The 17,170-nt window shown below is 62.3% G+C and carries 24 protein-coding genes; 12 read left to right on the top strand and 12 right to left on the bottom strand.

Annotated features, from left to right (window positions below; all coding sequences use genetic code 11):
- Nucleotides 1-2: 2 nt before the first annotated feature.
- On the bottom strand, nt 3-281 hold the full coding sequence (locus tag VBE63_RS12790) for a Uma2 family endonuclease (protein ID WP_323683417.1): 279 nt from the start codon (nt 279-281) through the stop codon (nt 3-5).
- Nucleotides 241-636: a Uma2 family endonuclease gene (locus VBE63_RS12785; RefSeq protein WP_323683416.1), complete on the bottom strand. Its 396-nt coding sequence runs from the start codon at nt 634-636 to the stop codon at nt 241-243. Before VBE63_RS12785 ends, VBE63_RS12790 begins: the two co-directional genes overlap by 41 nt.
- 143 nt (nt 637-779) lie before the next feature.
- Between VBE63_RS12785 and VBE63_RS12780 the strand changes: the two genes are divergently transcribed.
- Nucleotides 780-2,042 (top strand): CAP domain-containing protein, encoded by a 1,263-nt coding sequence (locus VBE63_RS12780; protein WP_323683415.1) that lies wholly within the window; start codon nt 780-782, stop codon nt 2,040-2,042.
- Between the two features lie 101 nt (nt 2,043-2,143).
- On the opposite strand, the gene VBE63_RS12775 is transcribed toward VBE63_RS12780, so the two are convergent.
- Entirely contained in the window at nt 2,144-3,109 is a 966-nt protein-coding gene (locus VBE63_RS12775; RefSeq protein ID WP_323683414.1) for a SphA family protein, read from the bottom strand.
- A gap of 385 nt (nt 3,110-3,494) precedes the next feature.
- On the opposite strand from VBE63_RS12775, the gene VBE63_RS12770 reads away from it, so the two are divergent.
- The gene (locus tag VBE63_RS12770) at nt 3,495-3,701 is read left to right on the top strand and encodes a hypothetical protein (RefSeq protein ID WP_323683413.1); all 207 of its coding nucleotides are present in this window, start codon (nt 3,495-3,497) and stop codon (nt 3,699-3,701) included.
- A gap of 61 nt (nt 3,702-3,762) precedes the next feature.
- On the opposite strand, the gene VBE63_RS12765 is transcribed toward VBE63_RS12770, so the two are convergent.
- Nucleotides 3,763-6,063: a glycosyl hydrolase family 57 gene (locus VBE63_RS12765; RefSeq protein ID WP_323683412.1), complete on the bottom strand. Its 2,301-nt coding sequence runs from the start codon at nt 6,061-6,063 to the stop codon at nt 3,763-3,765.
- Nucleotides 6,064-6,304: 241 nt separating this feature from the next.
- Between VBE63_RS12765 and VBE63_RS12760 the strand changes: the two genes are divergently transcribed.
- Genes VBE63_RS12760 through VBE63_RS12745 form a run of 4 tightly spaced genes read left to right on the top strand, consistent with a single transcriptional unit; the run spans nt 6,305 to nt 8,754 of the window.
- A complete protein-coding gene (locus VBE63_RS12760) occupies nt 6,305-6,607 on the top strand; it encodes a type II toxin-antitoxin system HigB family toxin (protein ID WP_323683411.1) in 303 nt (100 codons plus the stop codon).
- Nucleotides 6,608-6,612: 5 nt separating this feature from the next.
- Nucleotides 6,613-6,972 carry a transcriptional regulator gene (locus VBE63_RS12755; protein WP_323683410.1) on the top strand — a complete coding sequence of 120 codons (360 nt, stop codon included), beginning with the start codon at nt 6,613-6,615 and terminating at the stop codon, nt 6,970-6,972.
- Between the two features lie 10 nt (nt 6,973-6,982).
- The gene (locus VBE63_RS12750; RefSeq protein WP_323683409.1) at nt 6,983-8,380 is read left to right on the top strand and encodes a DegQ family serine endoprotease; all 1,398 of its coding nucleotides are present in this window, start codon (nt 6,983-6,985) and stop codon (nt 8,378-8,380) included.
- 23 nt (nt 8,381-8,403) lie between these two features.
- Nucleotides 8,404-8,754, top strand: a complete 351-nt coding sequence (locus VBE63_RS12745) for a hypothetical protein (RefSeq protein WP_323683408.1) — start codon at nt 8,404-8,406, stop codon at nt 8,752-8,754.
- Between the two features lie 121 nt (nt 8,755-8,875).
- Here the strand turns inward: VBE63_RS12745 and VBE63_RS12740 are convergent, their stop codons facing one another.
- The 3 genes from VBE63_RS12740 to VBE63_RS12730 are packed head-to-tail and all read right to left on the bottom strand — an operon-like array spanning nt 8,876 to nt 10,594.
- Complete coding sequence (locus VBE63_RS12740) at nt 8,876-10,024, bottom strand: aminotransferase class I/II-fold pyridoxal phosphate-dependent enzyme (RefSeq protein WP_323683407.1); 1,149 nt, start codon at nt 10,022-10,024, stop codon at nt 8,876-8,878.
- A 17-nt stretch (nt 10,025-10,041) separates the two neighbouring features.
- Nucleotides 10,042-10,245, bottom strand: a complete 204-nt coding sequence (locus tag VBE63_RS12735; RefSeq protein ID WP_323683406.1) for a hypothetical protein — start codon at nt 10,243-10,245, stop codon at nt 10,042-10,044.
- Nucleotides 10,208-10,594, bottom strand: a complete 387-nt coding sequence (locus tag VBE63_RS12730; RefSeq protein ID WP_323683405.1) for a thioredoxin family protein — start codon at nt 10,592-10,594, stop codon at nt 10,208-10,210. Before VBE63_RS12730 ends, VBE63_RS12735 begins: the two co-directional genes overlap by 38 nt.
- On the opposite strand from VBE63_RS12730, the gene VBE63_RS12725 reads away from it, so the two are divergent.
- The 5 genes from VBE63_RS12725 (at nt 10,541) to VBE63_RS12705 (ending at nt 14,482) form a co-directional block, all read left to right on the top strand.
- Nucleotides 10,541-11,173 (top strand): DUF29 domain-containing protein, encoded by a 633-nt coding sequence (locus tag VBE63_RS12725; protein WP_323683404.1) that lies wholly within the window; start codon nt 10,541-10,543, stop codon nt 11,171-11,173. The genes VBE63_RS12730 and VBE63_RS12725 overlap by 54 nt on opposite strands.
- An 85-nt stretch (nt 11,174-11,258) precedes the next feature.
- Complete coding sequence (gene hemB / locus VBE63_RS12720; protein WP_323683403.1) at nt 11,259-12,272, top strand: porphobilinogen synthase; 1,014 nt, start codon at nt 11,259-11,261, stop codon at nt 12,270-12,272.
- A 186-nt stretch (nt 12,273-12,458) separates the two neighbouring features.
- Complete coding sequence (gene aroE, locus VBE63_RS12715) at nt 12,459-13,328, top strand: shikimate dehydrogenase (RefSeq protein ID WP_323683402.1); 870 nt, start codon at nt 12,459-12,461, stop codon at nt 13,326-13,328.
- 26 nt (nt 13,329-13,354) lie between these two features.
- Complete coding sequence (locus VBE63_RS12710; protein ID WP_323683401.1) at nt 13,355-14,041, top strand: hypothetical protein; 687 nt, start codon at nt 13,355-13,357, stop codon at nt 14,039-14,041.
- A 75-nt stretch (nt 14,042-14,116) separates the two neighbouring features.
- On the top strand, nt 14,117-14,482 hold the full coding sequence (locus VBE63_RS12705; protein WP_323683400.1) for a DUF6164 family protein: 366 nt from the start codon (nt 14,117-14,119) through the stop codon (nt 14,480-14,482).
- A 66-nt stretch (nt 14,483-14,548) separates the two neighbouring features.
- Here VBE63_RS12705 and VBE63_RS12700 read toward each other — a convergent pair whose 3' ends face one another.
- On the bottom strand, nt 14,549-15,127 hold the full coding sequence (locus VBE63_RS12700; protein ID WP_323683399.1) for an aminodeoxychorismate/anthranilate synthase component II: 579 nt from the start codon (nt 15,125-15,127) through the stop codon (nt 14,549-14,551).
- Between the two features lie 291 nt (nt 15,128-15,418).
- Here VBE63_RS12700 and VBE63_RS12695 point away from each other — a divergent pair, with 291 nt between their 5' ends.
- Nucleotides 15,419-15,607: a hypothetical protein gene (locus VBE63_RS12695; RefSeq protein WP_323683398.1), complete on the top strand. Its 189-nt coding sequence runs from the start codon at nt 15,419-15,421 to the stop codon at nt 15,605-15,607.
- 133 nt (nt 15,608-15,740) lie between these two features.
- Here VBE63_RS12695 and VBE63_RS31405 read toward each other — a convergent pair whose 3' ends face one another.
- The 4 genes from VBE63_RS31405 to VBE63_RS12680 form a co-directional block, all read right to left on the bottom strand.
- Nucleotides 15,741-15,965 carry an adenylyl-sulfate kinase gene (locus tag VBE63_RS31405; RefSeq protein WP_416274547.1) on the bottom strand — a complete coding sequence of 75 codons (225 nt, stop codon included), beginning with the start codon at nt 15,963-15,965 and terminating at the stop codon, nt 15,741-15,743.
- Between the two features lie 24 nt (nt 15,966-15,989).
- The gene (locus VBE63_RS12690) at nt 15,990-16,223 is read right to left on the bottom strand and encodes a hypothetical protein (RefSeq protein WP_323683397.1); all 234 of its coding nucleotides are present in this window, start codon (nt 16,221-16,223) and stop codon (nt 15,990-15,992) included.
- Nucleotides 16,224-16,232: 9 nt separating this feature from the next.
- The gene (locus tag VBE63_RS12685; RefSeq protein ID WP_323683396.1) at nt 16,233-16,463 is read right to left on the bottom strand and encodes a hypothetical protein; all 231 of its coding nucleotides are present in this window, start codon (nt 16,461-16,463) and stop codon (nt 16,233-16,235) included.
- 245 nt (nt 16,464-16,708) lie between these two features.
- A complete protein-coding gene (locus tag VBE63_RS12680; protein WP_323683395.1) occupies nt 16,709-17,017 on the bottom strand; it encodes a hypothetical protein in 309 nt (102 codons plus the stop codon).
- Between the last annotated feature and the right edge of the window lie 153 nt (nt 17,018-17,170).

Below are 17,170 nucleotides of genomic sequence, written 5' to 3'. Positions count from 1 at the left end.
GGTCAACCGGGCGGCGGTGCCCCCACCCCGAGATCAACCTTCTCGTAGAGATCGCCCAAACGCACGCAGCAGCCGATCGATTCCAGCTCGATGTGATCGTCTGGCTGCTCGTAGGCGGTGAGCAGCCAGCGGTTGTCGTCTTGGCGAGTGTAGAGATCCACGCTCAGCCGGTCTTGGGCAATCAGCGCGTATTGCGTTAGGCTCGGCAAGTGGCGGTAGAGGGCGAACTTACCGCCGCGATCATAGCCCTCGGTAGAGGGCGAACTTACCGCCGCGATCATAGCCCTCGGTAGAGGGCGACAGAATCTCGATGATGAGGGCAGGGTTGGTGATGGTGTCGGTACGATCATCGAAAAAGGATGGCGCTTCGCAGAGGGCGATGAAATCGGGATAGGTGCAGGCATCGGCGGACTCGATACGGACCCGCATGTCGTTGGCGAGCGCCATGCAGGGGCCTTTTTCGAACTGGTTGCCGATCCGCCGAACGAGGTTGGTATTGATGAGGTTGTGACGAAAGCTCGCGCCGGTCATCGCGAAGACATCGCCGGCGACGTATTCATGCTTCTCGTCCACCGCTTCGCGTTCGATCGCGAGATAGTCCTCGACGCTGTAGTCGAGCTGTTGCTGAACGGCCATCGGTACCTCCCCACTACATTGCTATTCGCCAGTATAGGCCAGTCGCTGGTTCATGGCACCAGTGACCGCCTCTCGATATATCTTTAGTACTGAGGAACCGTGAGCAACATAGCATGACTGAACTGACAAGCTTTGAGCAATTCATGCTCGAATTGATCAATCGCGCCCGCAGCCAGCCGCTGGAAGAAGCGGCTCGGTATGGGATTGATCTGAACCAGGGACTGGCATCCGGCACCCTGTCTGGCTTGCCCATGCAGCCTGTGTTCAGCAATTCGCTGCTGATCGATGCTGCGCATGTTCATAGCGATTGGATGCTGGAAACCAATACGTTTAGTCACACGGGCGAGGGCGGATCCTCGCCGAGTAATCGCATGGAGGGTGCAGGCTATCAGTTCGTTCCTCCCTGGAGCTGGGGTGAGAACCTTTCTTGGAAGGGCACGACGGGGACGCTACCGTCAGATCTCACGAATTATATTCTTAATCAATATGAGGGGTTATTTCTCAGCCCGGGGCATCGTGAAAATATTCTAGGTAATGATTTTCGAGAAATTGGTATCGGCCAATCGCTGGGTGAATTCACGTTTCAAAACGTGGACTATCAAACCTCCATGATCACCCAGAACTTTGCGACCTCGGGCGATGAGGTCTTCCTAGGTGGCGTGGTTTATGACGATATGGATCGTAATCGCTTCTACACGCCCGGCGAGGGTTTAGGCGGGATTACCGTCAGTCTGCCGGATCTCGGGCTGGAGACCCAGACTGGGGACGCCGGCGGTTATCAGCTCGCCGTTCCCGCTGGGACACATCAGGTTCTGTTCTCGGGTGCTGCGCTGGAGGAGTCCGAGACGAGGACCATCACCATCGGGGATAAGAACGAGAAGCTCGATCTGGTGTTGGGACCAGACGAGTTGCCCTTGACCCTTGACCCCGTCGATTACGCGACTCGCTTCATGCAGGCGCTCGCTGAAGCGCAGGCCGAGGAAGCCGTGGCCTTGAATCCCTCGCTCACGTCCATCTTTGCGCGGATTCTGAGTCGGCAGTTGGAGCCGGACAGCGAGGAGGGAGGGCTCATGCCGACCAGCGCCTTCGACACCCTGGCGCCCGTGTTGACTTTCGTTGCCAGTCCCGCCTTGGCACGACCGCCAGGCGGCCCGATGGGCGGTTATTCGCCAGCGGCGATGGCGGCGGCGCACGACGCTGCCCGGTTTGAAGCGGACGAAGCTGGGATGCAAGGTTTTCTTGCCGCCGATCCACTGGATTGGGAGATCGATGGCCTCTCCTTGTCCACAGCCTTCGAGTCCGCATCCGCGTCTTCCTGGGATGCGGCACCAGAACCAGATCTCCCCGCTGACGACTCAGGTGCCGCGGCCAGCCTCGCTGCTTATGCGGATTGGACCTTACTCTAGTCAAGAAGGCAGATCGACCATCGGCAACCTCGCCGATGGTCTGAAAAATACCGGTGCGTCGAGTTTCTCCGCCGCAAACGCCGCCTGTTATCGCTCGCCGCTCAATGAAAGTGATGCACGTAGCGCAGGTTAAAGCGTCCGCCCTCGGGCCGGTTCTCGGCCTCGGTCTCCCAGTAGGCGTTGAAGAAGAGGTGGTCGTGCTTGGACAGGTGATAGACCAGGCCAGGGCCGAGACCGAGCACCTGTTCTTGGCTGTCGCGGATGCGTTTGCCATTGAGGCGCTTGTCGGTAATCTCTTTGAGAGCGTAACCGTTTAGGCCGAGACGCAGCCGCTGTGGAATGACCTCGTAGGCGCTGGCGAAGTTGAGATGCATCGCCTGGCCGGCTTGACTGTCATCGACCCCGAGCAGGCTGAAGGGATCGTTGTTCTCGGCATTCCAGAGGTAATGCAGGCGCCAGGAGACCGTCCACTTTGGGGTCGCAAAGAAGGTCGCGGCCCAATAGGGGTTGAACGAGAAGACGTTGCTGCCAGGGTTGATGGCCTTATCGGCATCGTAGTCGCCGGTCGGGAAGATCATCTGTAGCTCGACCCGCTGCACAAAGCGTGGACCCTTCGGCCCCATGATCGGGTCCCACTGCAGGAAAGGCCCCACCAGCAGATCGCCCAGATGAGCGCTGCTGGCTTGGATCGGGCCGTTGTTCGGATCAAGGTCAAGGCTGGCATAGGGCAGCATCAGATTCAGCCCCCACTTGCCGTTGAGGAGCAGCGGCTGGTCGGATTGATAGACCAACTGGGTCAGGCCAATGTTGGCCTCGACCTCCGCGGTGCGCAGTCCCTGCGGGGTTGGGATCAGCGCGTTGTCGCCGTCGCTGTCCTTCAACCGCGCTGATCGATAGAGTTGGATGTATTGCTGTGCATACCAGCCCGGACCGGAGGGCGGGGCACCATCGAGGAAGCTGGTGAAGCCTAGGTTGAGAGACGGCAGGTCATAGGCCGAGGCTGGCTGGCTCAGGAGGGCGGCGAGGATCAGGCCGCCGAACAGGTGCCGGTGTCGTGTTTTGATCATATCGGTTCATCTTGTTGCTTATTCGTCGCCCGTATCAAGCCACAGCGATTGCCATCTTCGCCACAATGTATTGCTCAACCCTTGCGGTAGCTCAGCAAGTCGCGCGCAATTTGCTTGAGCATCGGCTTGAGAACTCCCTGGGAGACTGTGCGACATCCGTTGCCGCGGTTGGCTTAGGATCTTTTACCCGCTCTATCCCGAGATCGCGGATCAAGCGCTGATGGATTCAATCCGCATCGAGGCGCGGCTTCGGATGGCGCGGGCAAGAAAGCCTAGGCATTAGGCCGGAGAGATGGCGTCCATTATCAATGAGGCCTCGCGTTCTATGAACATGTCCGAATCGAATAGCGCCATTAATGTGTCGAGGATGGAGGAGTCGATCACAATGCTCACCCAATATCTCGATGCCCAAGCCCTGGCTCCGATCATCGACATCATGCATCAACTGACGGCAACGCCCGAAGATGGCGCGTTGCTGAAGCGTCTCTTCGAGACCCTTGACGGTATGGGCATCTGGCAAGGTGCCGTGCTGACCTATGCGCCCTACATCGCGATCCTGATGTCCGAGCATCAGTTCCACGAGCCCGACTAGGCAGAGCAAGGCAAGCAAGGCCAGGTAAAGCGATCAGCCAATCGCCTGCCTGCGGGTGCCATCAAGCTAAGAAGATTCGCTCCAGACTGCCACGGCTGACATTGCCGCGCTGGTCTTCGGCTTCGATGAAGTAGCGAATATCGCCCAGACCGACAGGCAACTGAGCGGTCACATAGTTGGCGATCAAGGCCGCACCGGTCTGCGACGGATAGGGGCCATGATCCTGCATTGGTAGGCGTTGCTCACCAGCGTCGCTGCGCAGCACCAGCTCGACCCGCTGCAGTCCCGAGCAATCGGCGACGAAGCTGTGCAGCACCGCCTCGCGCGGGGCGTCGAGCAGGCAGCCCTGACCCCAGCGCTTGCCGCCCGGGTTCTCCGGCGTGACCCAGGGTGGGAAGATGGTCGGGCCGCGCTGATCCTGGCCCAAGGCGACCAGGTCATCGATCGCCGTGCCGATCCGGCTTAGGCCCAGATTGGCGGCATTGGTCACCTGCTGATCCCAACCCGTCTGCCCGGTCCAATACCAGTAGCAGCTGGTCTCGGCGGTGAGCAGTAGGCGTATTGCCTCGGCCAGCGCTGGATGCTCAGGCTCGCTGTCCTCGAGCGAGTGCACCCGATCCTGAAACGCGGTGAGCACGGCCCAAGAGTTCAGATCCGGCGAGTAGGGCTGATCGTAGCGGCTGAACCACTTCATGAACTGCGGGTCGCCATTGTCGGCGCCGGCCCAGGAGCCCGGCTCGATATGGGCGACCTGGGTCGGATCGGGCGGGAAGCGCTGCAGATAGTCCTCAGCCGTCGTCAGCTCAAAGCGGGGGTCGCGCTTGAGCCAGTCGACCAGCTGGCTGGTGTTGTGATGGTAATAGCTGTCGGCGCCGCCGCCATGGTTATCGCCATCGGAATGCAGCAGGAAGAACGGCGGATGCTTGGGATCGAAGCTGCCGGTGTCGAGGATGCGCTGGTAGAGCTGACCGAGCACATCGGGATATTGCAGCGCGCCGAAGCCGCCGCGCGCATCCTCGTTGCCGATGTAGCGCTCGGCCGGGATGGCGATGAGCTTGTGCAGCTGGCCATCGGCATCTTCATAGCCGACATACTCGGGCCGAAGCAGGCTCGGGCTGATCTTCGACGCCGCCCAAATGTTGTGCAGCTGCAGCCAATCGTCGACCGGAGGATTGGTCTGATCGGCCGGGTTCGGCGGCAACATGCCCTCCTCGATGCCAGCATAGGGATAGTCCTTGCAGGCGCGGAAGCGATGGATGGAATCAAAGATCACCGCCTCGACCCCGGCCTCGACCAGCGCCGGGATCATGCGGACATGAAAGGCGGTCTCTGGCGGGAACAGCACCCGCGAGGCCTCGGCGCCAAACACGCGCTGAATCAGCTCGCGATGCCAGCGGATGTTGCGAACAATATCGCGGTGCGGGATCAGTGGCATCAGCGGGTGGTAGAAGCCGAACGCCGAGAAGGCTAAGCGTGGGTTGCCGAGTTCGGTCTTGGCGGCGGCCATCTCGCTGAGTGCGCGGTTCCAGCCGCTGAAACGTCCGCCGCAGCGGCCCAGCTCGGCGCAGCGCTCGAGCTGCTCGATCAGGGTGCCACTCCAGCTGGTTGACAGGCCGCCGTGGGCAAGACCGCCATCACGATATTGGCGCACCGCCGCCGGGACGAAATCGGTGTAGTTGCCGCCGCGCGAGCCGAAGATCTCGTCCTTCTCGCCATCCCAGTAGTCGGGGTTGGTGGTGTCGTAGTAGGGCTGGTGCATGTGTTTGTGGATGCCGAAGTAGATCTTCACCTCGGCGCCGTTGGACTGTGCAGGCTGGATCTGGGCGCTCGCGTTCACGGAGCCTTGCTCAGTCGCCGCCCAGGCCGCGCCTGCAGCGGCACCGGCATGCGCTGCTCGCCCTGACTGGTCATCCCCAGCAACACCAGCACCGGCACCGGCACCGGCACCGGCACTGGAACGAGTACCTGCACTGACCCCAAAGCCCGTTTGGCCATCAAACGCCGCTTCAGCGCCAGCGCGCTCAAGCCGCACTTCAGCGAAGGTCTTGATCCAATCGCCACCACCGGCCTGCTGGATCTCAGCGCGCCGACAGCCCTCGATCTGCAGCTCAAGCCGCTCGCCCGTTGCACTGCCGGTCGGCACTAGCACCTGGTAACGCCAGCGGCCAGTGGCCTCCTCGGTGCCCAGGATCGCCTCGCCATTGAGTAGGGTCTCGCGGCCGGACGCCCGCACAATGACCTGCGGGAAGGGGATCTCAGCATCAGCGCTGAATGCCACCCGGAAGGCCGGGTAGCGGCCATCGGCGGCAAGCTCAAGTCGCGACGGACAATCAATGTTGAGGAAACGGCTGAAGATGGGCATCGGGTTGAATCCTGACGAACAATGAGGTCGGTCGTTGCACAGCAAAGTCGGAACTGGTCGTTACCTTGGTCCCTGACGATCGGGGCTCATACAACGCGCGATCGTTCTTCTGCGATGAGCGATAGGGGACAGCCAATCGCTCGCCTGTTCAGCGCATGCTGCCAACCCAGCAACTGTTTGGCAACGAGCAGGGTCACCTGGCCCGCTTGTGACACTCCCAAAACGGGACTATCATTCTGCAATGCGAGTCATCGCGCTGAAAAGTCTGCGGGCGTTCTGGCAACGGCATCCGGCTGCCGAGCGGCCGCTGCGCGCCTGGTACGACGAGGTGAGCCGCGCGAACTGGCACTCCACAGCCGATGTTAAACGGCAATTTCGTCACGCCAGCATCCTCAGCAGCCATCGCGTCGTTTTCAATATCAAAGGCAACGATTACCGGCTTGTTGCCGCCTTGGCCTACAACACCGGGGTTCTGTTCGTGAAATTTGTCGGCACTCATGCCGACTATGATCGCATCGACGCAGGCACCGTCGAGTGGAGATGAAACCGATGGACATTCGCCCAATCCGGAGCGAGGCCGACTACGAGGCCACGCTCGATGAGATTTCCTCGCTGATGGAGACTGATCCGCCCATCGGTAGCCCAACGGGTGATCGGTTAGATGTCCTCGTCACCCTGGTGCAGGCCTATGAGGCCCAACAGCATCCGGTACTGCCGCCCGACCCGATCGACGCGATCCAATTCCGCATGGAGCAACAAGGGCTCACCGTTGCCGACATGCGCCCCTATATCGGGCCACCGAATCGCGTCTATGAGGTCCTGTCGCGCAAGCGCGGCTTAAGCCTGGCCATGATTCGCCGCCTGCACAAAGGGCTCGGGATCCCCGCCGAGCGACTGATCGGCTGTTGAGTTCGCCTTCATGAGCACTGAATTGCACGCTTTCTCGATCACCAAACGTCGCGCGCTGCTCAGCGCATTACTCGCCGCCTGGCTGGCGCTGACCACCCCGCTGGCACTGGCCCTGCTGCCCGCCGCGGTCGATGGCGAGCCGTTGCCCTCGCTGGCACCGATGCTTGCCAAGACCGTGCCCGGCGTGGTCAACGTCTCCACCATCACTGAGATCGCCGCCACCGAGCATCCACTGCTGCGTGATCCGTTCTTCCGCCGCTTCTTCGACATCCCCGGCCATCAGCGCAATCGCGAGAGCCAGAGCCTGGGCTCCGGGGTGGTGATCGACGCCAAGCGCGGCATCATCCTCACCAATCATCATGTGGTGCGCGCCGCCGATGCGATCCGCGTCACCTTCGACGATGGTCGCCGGCTCGAGGCGACGCTGGTCGGCTCGGACCCGGAGACCGATATCGCCGTGCTGCGGGTCGAGGCCGATGAGCTGACCGCGGTGCCACTGGCCGACTCCGATGCACTGCAGGTTGGCGACTTCGTCGTTGCTATCGGCAGTCCGTTCGGGCTCGCGCATACGGTCACCTCCGGCATCGTCAGCGCGCTCGGGCGCACTGGGCTTGGCATCGAGGGCTTTGAGAGCTTCATCCAGACCGATGCATCGATCAATCCGGGTAACTCGGGCGGACCCTTGGTCAACCTGCGCGGCGAGCTGGTCGGCATCAACACCGCCATCCTCGCCCCCGGCGGCGGCAATGTCGGCATCGGCTTTGCGATCCCGACCAACATGGTGAAGATCGTCGTTGAGCAGATCCTCGAGCATGGCAGTGTGCGCCGCGGTCTGTTCGGCGCCGGGGTACAGGATCTGACCCCGGAGATCGCCAGCGCCTTGGCGATCGATCGCTTTCGCGGCGCTGTGGTTGCCGCGCTGGAGCCCGACTCACCGGCGTTGCGGGCGGGTCTCAAGCCCGGCGACATCATCACCGGGGTGGATGGGCGCGCGGTGAACAGCGCTAATGATCTGCGCTCACGGGTCGGCCTGTTGCCGCCCGGCACCCGCATCGAGCTGGAGGTGCTGCGCGACGGCAAGCTGCGCCGGCTCAAGGCGCAGATCGATGATCCCTATGCTGATTTCGTTCACGGGGAGATCCTCAGCCCAGCACTCGAGGGGGCCTTGATCGGCGAGGCGACGCGTCGCTCCAATCGCGGTCAAACCCGCGTCGTGGTGGTTGGCCCGATCCGCCCCGGCAGCCCGGCCTGGCAGAATGGGCTGCGCGAGGATGACCTGATCATCCAGCTCAACGGGCGCGCGATTGCCCAGGTCCAAGATGTTGCCCAGGCCCTGCGCGCTGCCGATGGACTCTATAGCGCGCAGGTGCTCCGCAACGGCCAACTGCTGCTGCTCGCGCGCCGTTGATACGCCAACTGAACCTGCTCGAGATGCATCAAGAGACCTCGCCCTGGCGCGCATTCCTGCTTATCTTCCCACTGTTGGCGCTGGTTCCGATCGGCGCGCTTGGCGGCTATGCGCTCTGGTCCATCGCAACGCGCATGGATGCGGTTGTGCGCAGCGAGCGGTTCGCTGTCGATCTGCAACGCGAGGTGATCAAGACCGGGCTGCAAGCCGTCGCAACGGATCTCTGCGTGCTCGGGCAACAGAACGAATTGAGTCATCTTATGTTAGAAGAACAGCAGCTCGGGCAGGCGCGCCGCAGGCTAGGGCTATCTTCGAGCGCCAGATCACAATTGATCCTTAGAGACTGCCCTTCCTGGACAGTCTCTGCGATTTAAGGCACTGAAAATAGTCAGTTTTCAGTTTCATGGATCTCTATAAAATACAGAAATTTAAGCAAAAAATTCCTATACAGCGTCTTAGCGGCTACAGGTTGAAGCGGATCATCGTCAGTCAAGCCTATACGAGCCACTGGCGCAGGCGCTCCACCGCCTCTTCCAGTCGTGCCAGCGGTGCCGCATAGGAGAAACGCAGATGCTCAAGCTGGCGGTAGTCGCCGAAATCCCGCCCGGGGGTGAGCGCGACGCCGGTCTGCTCCAGCACCTGGTCGGCGAAACCCTGGCTGTCATCGGTCAAGTCGCTCGCATCGGCATAGACATAGAAGGCACCCGCCGGCACTCGCGGAACCTGAAAGCCAAGCTGGCGCAGCGCCGGCACCAGGAAGTCGCGGCGTTGTTGGAACGCCTGCCGACGCCACTCCAGCTCGGCCAGGGTTGTGGGTTCGAAGGCGGCGAGCGCGGCGTATTGAGAGACGGTCGGCGCTGAGATGAACAGGTTCTGGCACAGCCGGGTGACGGCATCGACATAGGCCTCTGGCGCCACCAGCCAACCGAGGCGCCAGCCGGTCATGCCGTAGAACTTCGAGAAGCTGTTGATCACGAACACATCATCGCCGTCGTGCAGCGCGCTGCGGATGGGTCCGTCGTAGACCAACCCTTGGTAGATCTCATCGACCACCAGCGTTCCGCCAAGATGACGCAGGCTCGCCGCAATCGCGCTCATCAGCTCGGGCTCGATCACGCTGCCGGTCGGATTCGCCGGCGAGCCGAGCAGCACCGCGCGGGTGCGCTCGGTCCAATGCGCGCGGATCAGCTCAGGCGTGAGCTGATAGCCGGTCTCGGGACCACAGGGGATGCGCACCGGCACCCCACCGAAGAGCTGGATGAAGTTGGCGTTGCAGGGATAGCCGGGATCAGCCAGCAGCACCTCATCGCCGGGATCGAGCAGCAGGGCGAAGCTGACCAGTAGCGCCGCGGAGGAGCCGGGCACCAGCGCCACTCGCTCCGGATTTGGACGCGCCACTGTGGGGTAATGCGCAGCGATCAGTGCGCGTAATTCCGGCAAGCCGAGCGCGGCCGTGTAGCGCGTCTGCCCGGCCTGCAAGGCCGCCTGCGCACGCGCGACAATCGGTTCCGGGGTCGGGAAATCCGGCTCGCCGATCTCCAGGTGGATCACATCCCGGCCGGCCTGCTCCAGCGCCTGCGCCTTGGCCAGCACCTCCATGACGTGAAACGGCTGAATCAGCGGTATACGTTGCGCAAGCGGCATTGACGGTCCACCTATCATCACTGCGACGTCGAAACCAGTGTCATGATCTCAGTGCTCACCGGCACCCCGGTGGTGCGGCAACCTGAGCAGGGCCATAAACACCGCCGCTGCTTCTTTGCCAACAGCACCACCGGCACCAGATAGGCGAGCAGCAGCAACGCATGCAGCGGCACCGGACCGGGCTCATGGGTGCTGTGATGCTGCTCCAGCCAGATGCTCATCGAGCCAGGCGCGGATCTGCACGCTCGAGCGCGAGCCGCTGAAGCGCCCACGCTCCTCGCCCTGCTGAAACAGGAGCACGGTCGGGAAGCCGCGTAGCCGGTAATGGCCAGCGAGTTTCATGTTCTCGCCCTCATCGACCTCGACCTTGGCGAGCCCAACCCCACCCTGCAGCTCGTCGATCACCCGATAGAGATGCGGCGCCAACTGATGGCAAGGCGCGCACCAGTCGGCCCAGAAGTCGACCAGAATCGGCCGCGCGCGCGAGGCCGCGATCACCGCCTGCTCAAATCCTGCATGGTCAACATCGAAACAATCGCCGCACGGCGGTTGGTCGGAAGGAAAGCGCATCGAGTCTTCTCCATCATTGCCAGAGGGCTATGGCACCACAGTGGAAGCAAAACCGCCATTTTTGAGTATCCGAGTCGGCACCCCGCATCCACAGAGCGTATCCGCTTGTCCGCGTCGACACCGATGGTAGCATCGGCGAATCACCCGCCTGACACAGCGGCAGGCATCGATCATCCATGGGTACCTTTGATGAGCATGTATGAAACCGACTTTCATCAGTGGATCGAAGAACAATCGGACTTGCTGCGTTCCGGCCAGTTGACGCAGCTCGATATGACGAACTTGGTCGAGGAGCTACAAAGCATGAGTGCACGCGAGCGACGCGAGCTGATCAACCGTCTCGCCGTCTTGCTTGCGCAGCTGCTCAACTGGGAGTTTCAACCTGAGCGGCGCAGCACCAACTGGCGTCTGACCATCAATGAGCAGCGATGGAGGAAACAGGCTTTCTCAAGTCGCCTTTCCCAGAGAGCTGTGTTTACAGCATCGCCGACATCCTCGACGAAGACTGCTGGCCGGGCGCTTGAGACGGATTTTCGCTTGCTAGACTGGCCGCCGATCGGCCGGGTGCGCTATGGTTAGTGCCCCATGCGTGAGCCGATCACCAATGGCCGTCGCGCACCCCCGAATCGCCTGCACCACCTTAGTTCTCCAATAAGAGCCGCCGATGTCCGATCTGCACCCCAATCGCGCACCCTATCCCACCACCCGCATGCGCCGGATGCGCCGCGATGATTTTTCACGCCGGCTGATGCGCGAGACGACGCTGACGCCTGATGATTTCATCTACCCCGTGTTCGTGCTCGAAGGCCAAGGCGAGCGCGAGCCGGTGCCTTCGATGCCCGGCATCGAGCGCATGAGCATCGACCTGCTGGTCGAAGAGGCCCAGACCATCGCCAAGCTTGGCATCCCGGCGATGGCGCTGTTTCCAGTCACGCCGATGTCGGCCAAGTCCGAGGATGCCCGCGAGGCCTTCAACCCCGATGGTCTGGCGCAGCGCGCGGTGCGTGCGCTCAAGGACGCGGTGCCAGAGCTGGGCGTGATGACCGATGTCGCGCTCGACCCCTTCACCACCCATGGTCAGGACGGACTCATCGACGACACCGGCTATGTGATGAACGATGCCACCGTCGAGGTGCTGGTCCAGCAGGCCGTCTCACATGCCGCCGCCGGCGCCGACATCGTCGCGCCGTCGGACATGATGGACGGGCGCATCGGCGCGGTCCGCGAGGCGCTGGAGTCCGCTGGTCACATCAACACCCGCATCATGGCCTACTCGGCCAAGTACGCCTCCAGTTTCTATGGCCCGTTCCGCGATGCGGTCGGCTCCGCGGCCAACCTCGGCGGCGGCAACAAGTACACCTATCAGATGGACCCGGCGAACTCGGACGAGGCCCTGCACGAGGTCGGGCTCGACCTGGCCGAGGGTGCCGACATGGTGATGGTCAAGCCCGGCATGCCGTATCTGGACATCGTCCGCCGGGTTAAGGACCGCTTTGGCGCACCAACCTTTGTCTACCAGGTTAGCGGTGAATACGCGATGCTGAAGGCCGCGTGCCAGAACGGCTGGCTTGAGGAAGAAGCGGTGGTCCTCGAAGCGCTGATGGGCGTGAAGCGTGCCGGCGGTGACGGCATCCTCACCTACTACGCCAAGCAGGCGGCACAGTGGATGGGCGCCTGAGGCAGCCCATAAGGCGCCAGTGCACCGGCAGTCTGCAAAGCAGGGGCTGTAACAGCCGAACACTCGGCGCGTATCAAACGCTCTGCTGGTATCGTAGTCGGCATCGGCACCAGCAATGCCGAAACCCTGTCGCCAGCAATACCGGCCTTGCAGAGGGGGCACCGAATCTTTCCGGGGTGGCATAGCATGACTGATCAATATGCCGTGATCGGCAACCCGATCGCACACAGCAAATCGCCGATCATCCATGCCGCTTTCGCGGCGCAGACCGGCGAGCCGATCGAATACGGCCGCATCCTCGGCGACCTCAACGACTTCGCCGGCGATGTGCGGCGATTCGTCGCCGAGGGTGGGCGTGGACTTAACGTCACGGTGCCGTTCAAGACCGACGCCTTCGAACTGCTCGACGATCTCAGTGAGCAGGCGCGCGCCGCAGGCGCGGTCAACACCCTGATCGTGCGCGACGGCGGCCTACTGCATGGCGACAACACCGACGGCATTGGTCTGCTGCGCGATCTGACCCAGAATCACGGCTTCGAGATCGCCGGCAAGCGGGTGCTGCTGCTCGGCGCCGGCGGTGCCGCGCGTGGCGTCTTGAGACCGTTGCTCGAGGCCAAGCCAGCCGAGCTACTGATCGCCAATCGCACCGCTGAGAAGGCCGAGGCATTGGCTGCTCAGCTCGCCACTCGCGCGATCGCCAGCCCAGACACCCGCGCCGATGCCGAGCCCCACCAACAAGCAACCGCGGTCAGCGGCTGCGGCCTCGATGCACTCCGCGGTCAGCGCTTTGACTTGATCATCAACGCCACCTCAAGCGGCCTTGACGGTCAGGTTCCAACGCTCCCTGATCACTGCCTGGCCGCCGACGGCTGGGTCTATGACCTGCTCTATGCCAACGAGCCGACCCCGTTTTGCCGTTGGGGCCAGACCCATGGCGCCGCGCGCGCCTTAGACGGACTCGGCATGCTGGTCGAACAGGCAGCGGAATCCTTCTGGCTGTGGCGCGGCGTGCGACCGCAAACGGCGCCGGTGATCGACCTGTTGCGCCGCGGTTGATCCCGCTCGACCTCATGAGGCCAAGCATGCTCAACACCATGGAACTGCCCTTCACCCACAAGCCCGGTCGCCGCGAGCGCCAGCTGCGACGTCGGCATCAGAATCCATTGTTCGCCTGGCCACCGCAAGAGGTGGCGCCTGAAGCGCTACTCGCCGCGCAGCAGGCCGATCATGAGGACATGCTGGCCTTCCGCGAGCACTTCCGAGCACTGATCGAGCGCGCGGTCGACCTGCCCCCGGATGCCGGCAGTGACGTCGTGCTGAGCCTTAAGGAAGCGCTCGAGGCCCATTACGAGCAAAGCTATGCCTTACCCGAGGATCATCGCGAGGAGCGTGCGGCGCTCAAGCGCCTGATCGATCTGGTGATGAAAACGCTGTGGCGACATGCCGGGTCCGACCCGCTCGCGCACCAAGAGCTGAGTGACGAAGAGACCGCACGCGCCATCCATTTTCGCCTACTCGAGCAGCCGCTGGTCGCCGACATCCTGCATCCCAACAGTGGCATCGGCGCCGATGAGCTCGCGGCAACGGTTCTCTCGGCCACGACGGATGAGATTGAGGCCGTCTGTGAGCTGTTTGACGGCAATGAGCTGGCTCAGCTGCTCGCGCACAGCGACGCGCGACTGGCCGAGCTAGACCAGCAAGGCATCGGCATCGACCTCAGTCAAGCGCGAGACCGGCTGGCGCTGATTCGATTGCGCGCAGAGGCCTAGGATGCCGCCCCGCCCCAACACTGAGTCAGTGGCGAACGGCCTGCGCAGCGGCACAACCTGGCAAGAACGGCAACCATGTCTGTCCTGATCTTCCGGCTCAACGGCGTCGAGGAAGACGAAGCGGCCGATGTGCGCCGACTGCTCGACGAGCAGGATTTCGCCTACCACGAGACCAGCGGCGGCTTTCTTGGTCTTGGCGTTGCCGGACTCTGGCTACTGGATAGCAGCCAGAAGGCGGCGGCTCGCGCGCTGATCGACCGCTACCAAGCAGAACGCTCAGCACGCCTCGCGGCCGACTACCAAGCCCTGTGTCGCGCCGGCCAGGCCGAGACCACGCTGCAACGGGCCATCCGCTATCCGCTGCGCACCCTGTTCTACCTTGCCGGCGCTGCCGCCGTGCTCTACCTGATGTTGGTGCCTTTTCTGACACTGGGGCGCTGAGTCACGCAGGTCGCTTTGATCCAACCGAAACCGGTCATGGCCTCTGGCGTCGATCCCGATGAGAGATTAGTGCTCAACGAAGTTGCGCAGCAGGTCATGACCATGCTGAGTCAGGATCGACTCTGGATGGAATTGCACCCCTTCGATGGGCAACTCGCGATGGCGCATGCCCATAATCTCATCGCGTTCGCCAGCGGCCGTTTCGGTCCAGGCCGTGATCTCGAGCTCGGCCGGTAACCAGGCCTCCTCGACCACCAATGAGTGATAGCGCGTGGCCTCGAACGGCTGCGCCAGTCCCTTGAAGACGCCAAGATGCTGATGATGGATTGGCGAGGTCTTGCCATGCATCACCTCACGCGCCTTGACCACCTTGCCGCCGAAGGCCTGACCGATCGACTGATGCCCTAAGCAGACCCCCAGCAGCGGCAGCTTGCCCGCTGCGGCCCGAATCAGCTCCACCGAGATTCCCGCCTCGTTCGGCGTGCAAGGCCCCGGTGAAATGACGATCCGATCCGGCCGCAACGCCAACGCATCGGCGACCGACAGCTCATCATTGCGCACCACCCGCACCTCAACCCCCAGCTCGCCCAGGTATTGCACCAGGTTGTAGGTGAAGGAGTCGTAGTTATCGATCATTAGCAGCATTGGAGCATTCACCTACTTGTGCAATCCCGATCGTGGCTGGTCGCAACGGCGGAGCGATGATAACGCCCTTGGTGATGGCCGCGAAGCCTTGGCTGGCTGAAGGCGCGGTTCTTTTTACTCGATCTGTCTGAGCGTCTACCCACAGTCGTTGTCAAAATCCCAGAACGGCGAATTCGCCGTCAGCCTCCATGCGATCCCAGGCGGCCAATACCAAACGGCGGGTGCGGTATTTGCCGTAGAGGCGGATCTCCTTCTCCTTGAGCACGCGGAAGGTCTCCGAGGGATTTTATAGTGGTAGGTGAACATCCGCTCGGCAAAGACGGTTTCCGGGTCACCTTGCACTTCGACATGGATCAGTACCCAGACCGGCGTGCCGTCGCGGCGGTTGACGCCAACGAGCTTATCGGCAGTGCGCCGGGTGGTCTTGGCCGCGCGCACGATCTGCTGGAATTCCTTATCCAGAAACTGCATGCCCTTTGACCAGTCGGTCTCGGCATGAATGGCCAGGAACAGCAGCGCGAGGAACTCCGGGAAGTACTGCTCCAGGGCATCTTTACAGGGGCTCTGTCGTGGTCGCTCTTGGTGGCGGTGTCTGCGGGTTGGGTGCCGGCGCTCATGCCACGAGTCTAGCCGATCGCGTCTCAGCAGGCACCCGCGCCGGCCAGGCTCCGCCAGACGCAAACAGTCCTGGCGCTAGGGTCTTCGCGCGCCATGAGGTCAACGATTTCGTGACAGCGACCGTTATCGTGGTCCGTCCCTGATATCTCAGTTTCGCGCTCAGCGCGGTGGCGAGAGTGGACTTGCCCGCACCCGATAGGCCGCTGATCCAGATCACCATGAAAATGCTCCTTACCTTCCGCGCTTATGCCGGCTCCGGGACATCCATTTCGACGCGCAACGGACGCACGCCAATGTGCCATAAATCTGCCACAGCGGAATCCAGCGCGGACTCCAGGCAGCCGGCTTCACGGTCGAAGGCCACATACATCTGCCCATCGCTGGAACTGACACTGGCGTCCGGGCAGTGGCCATAAATGGCATCGATGATCGGGTCTTCGATCGCGGGAATCAGGAAAGAAAAGGCAAACAGCTTCATGGCAGCCTCTCACGGACCGTGGTGACAGTGATCGACAGCACGGCGAATCCGCGCTGCATGCGCTTGCGGATGGCTGGGCGTGCTGTGAATATTGAACAGGCAGCCATCGCGCGTGGGCAACGGACAACTGAGTTTGCCCCAGATATGCGCATGGCCACTGGCTTTCGTCAACCGCCAGCCCTGTTCGAGCGCATAGGCAATGGCCGCGCGGATGTGTTTATCAGGATGCCTGGCCGTCATCACCCCACCCCCTCCACCCGCCGACTCCCGCAATCGAACAGCACCCGGGGCGCGGCCGTGACCTGGGCATACAGCGCCTCGCCGCAGCCGATGGCCGCGGGTAGTTGCTGCTCAGCGCAGCGAATGGCTCTGTGCGGCCCGTCCTCGGCCAGCTCCGTCAACAGCTTGATGCGTGTCCCCGCCGCACCCATGCAGCATTCCAGCTCGGCCAGTAGGGCGGCGCGTGTCCCCGCCGCCCCCATGCCTCAGTGGAAAATCGTCTCGGGTGTCTCAGCGCTCAGGATGCGATCGAGCCAGGCTTCCAACCGCTCCAAGTCGGCGGTTTCGATGCGTTTGCGGTGTTCTTGTGCGGCTTCGGGGCCGAATTTCTGATCGAGCAGGCGCAGCAGTGACCTGGCTTCGCCCTGCTGCAAGCCCTTTTGCATCCCCTGCTGCAAGCCCTTCTGAATCCCCGCGCGTTCAACGGTGGTCACATACGGCATACGCTGTTGCTCCTCGTAGGTATAGAGTTGTTGTCGAAAGTCCGCTTCCAGTGCTTCCGGTAGACGGACCATCCAGTCGATCAACCGGAATCACTCGAGAATGACGGCCTGCTCATAGCCGCGCTCGTACATCCGTCTGATCAGGCGGAATTTCCAGCGTTTCAGTGTCTCGGCATCGCCGGTGACCTTGGCGCGGATCTGCGCCATCACGACCAGGGCAAAGAT

It is taken from the genome of Lamprobacter sp. (genome assembly GCF_034860625.1).
In the GTDB taxonomy this organism is placed as follows: Bacteria; Pseudomonadota; Gammaproteobacteria; order Chromatiales; family Chromatiaceae; genus Lamprobacter.
This window is presented reverse-complemented; position numbering and strand designations above follow the sequence as displayed.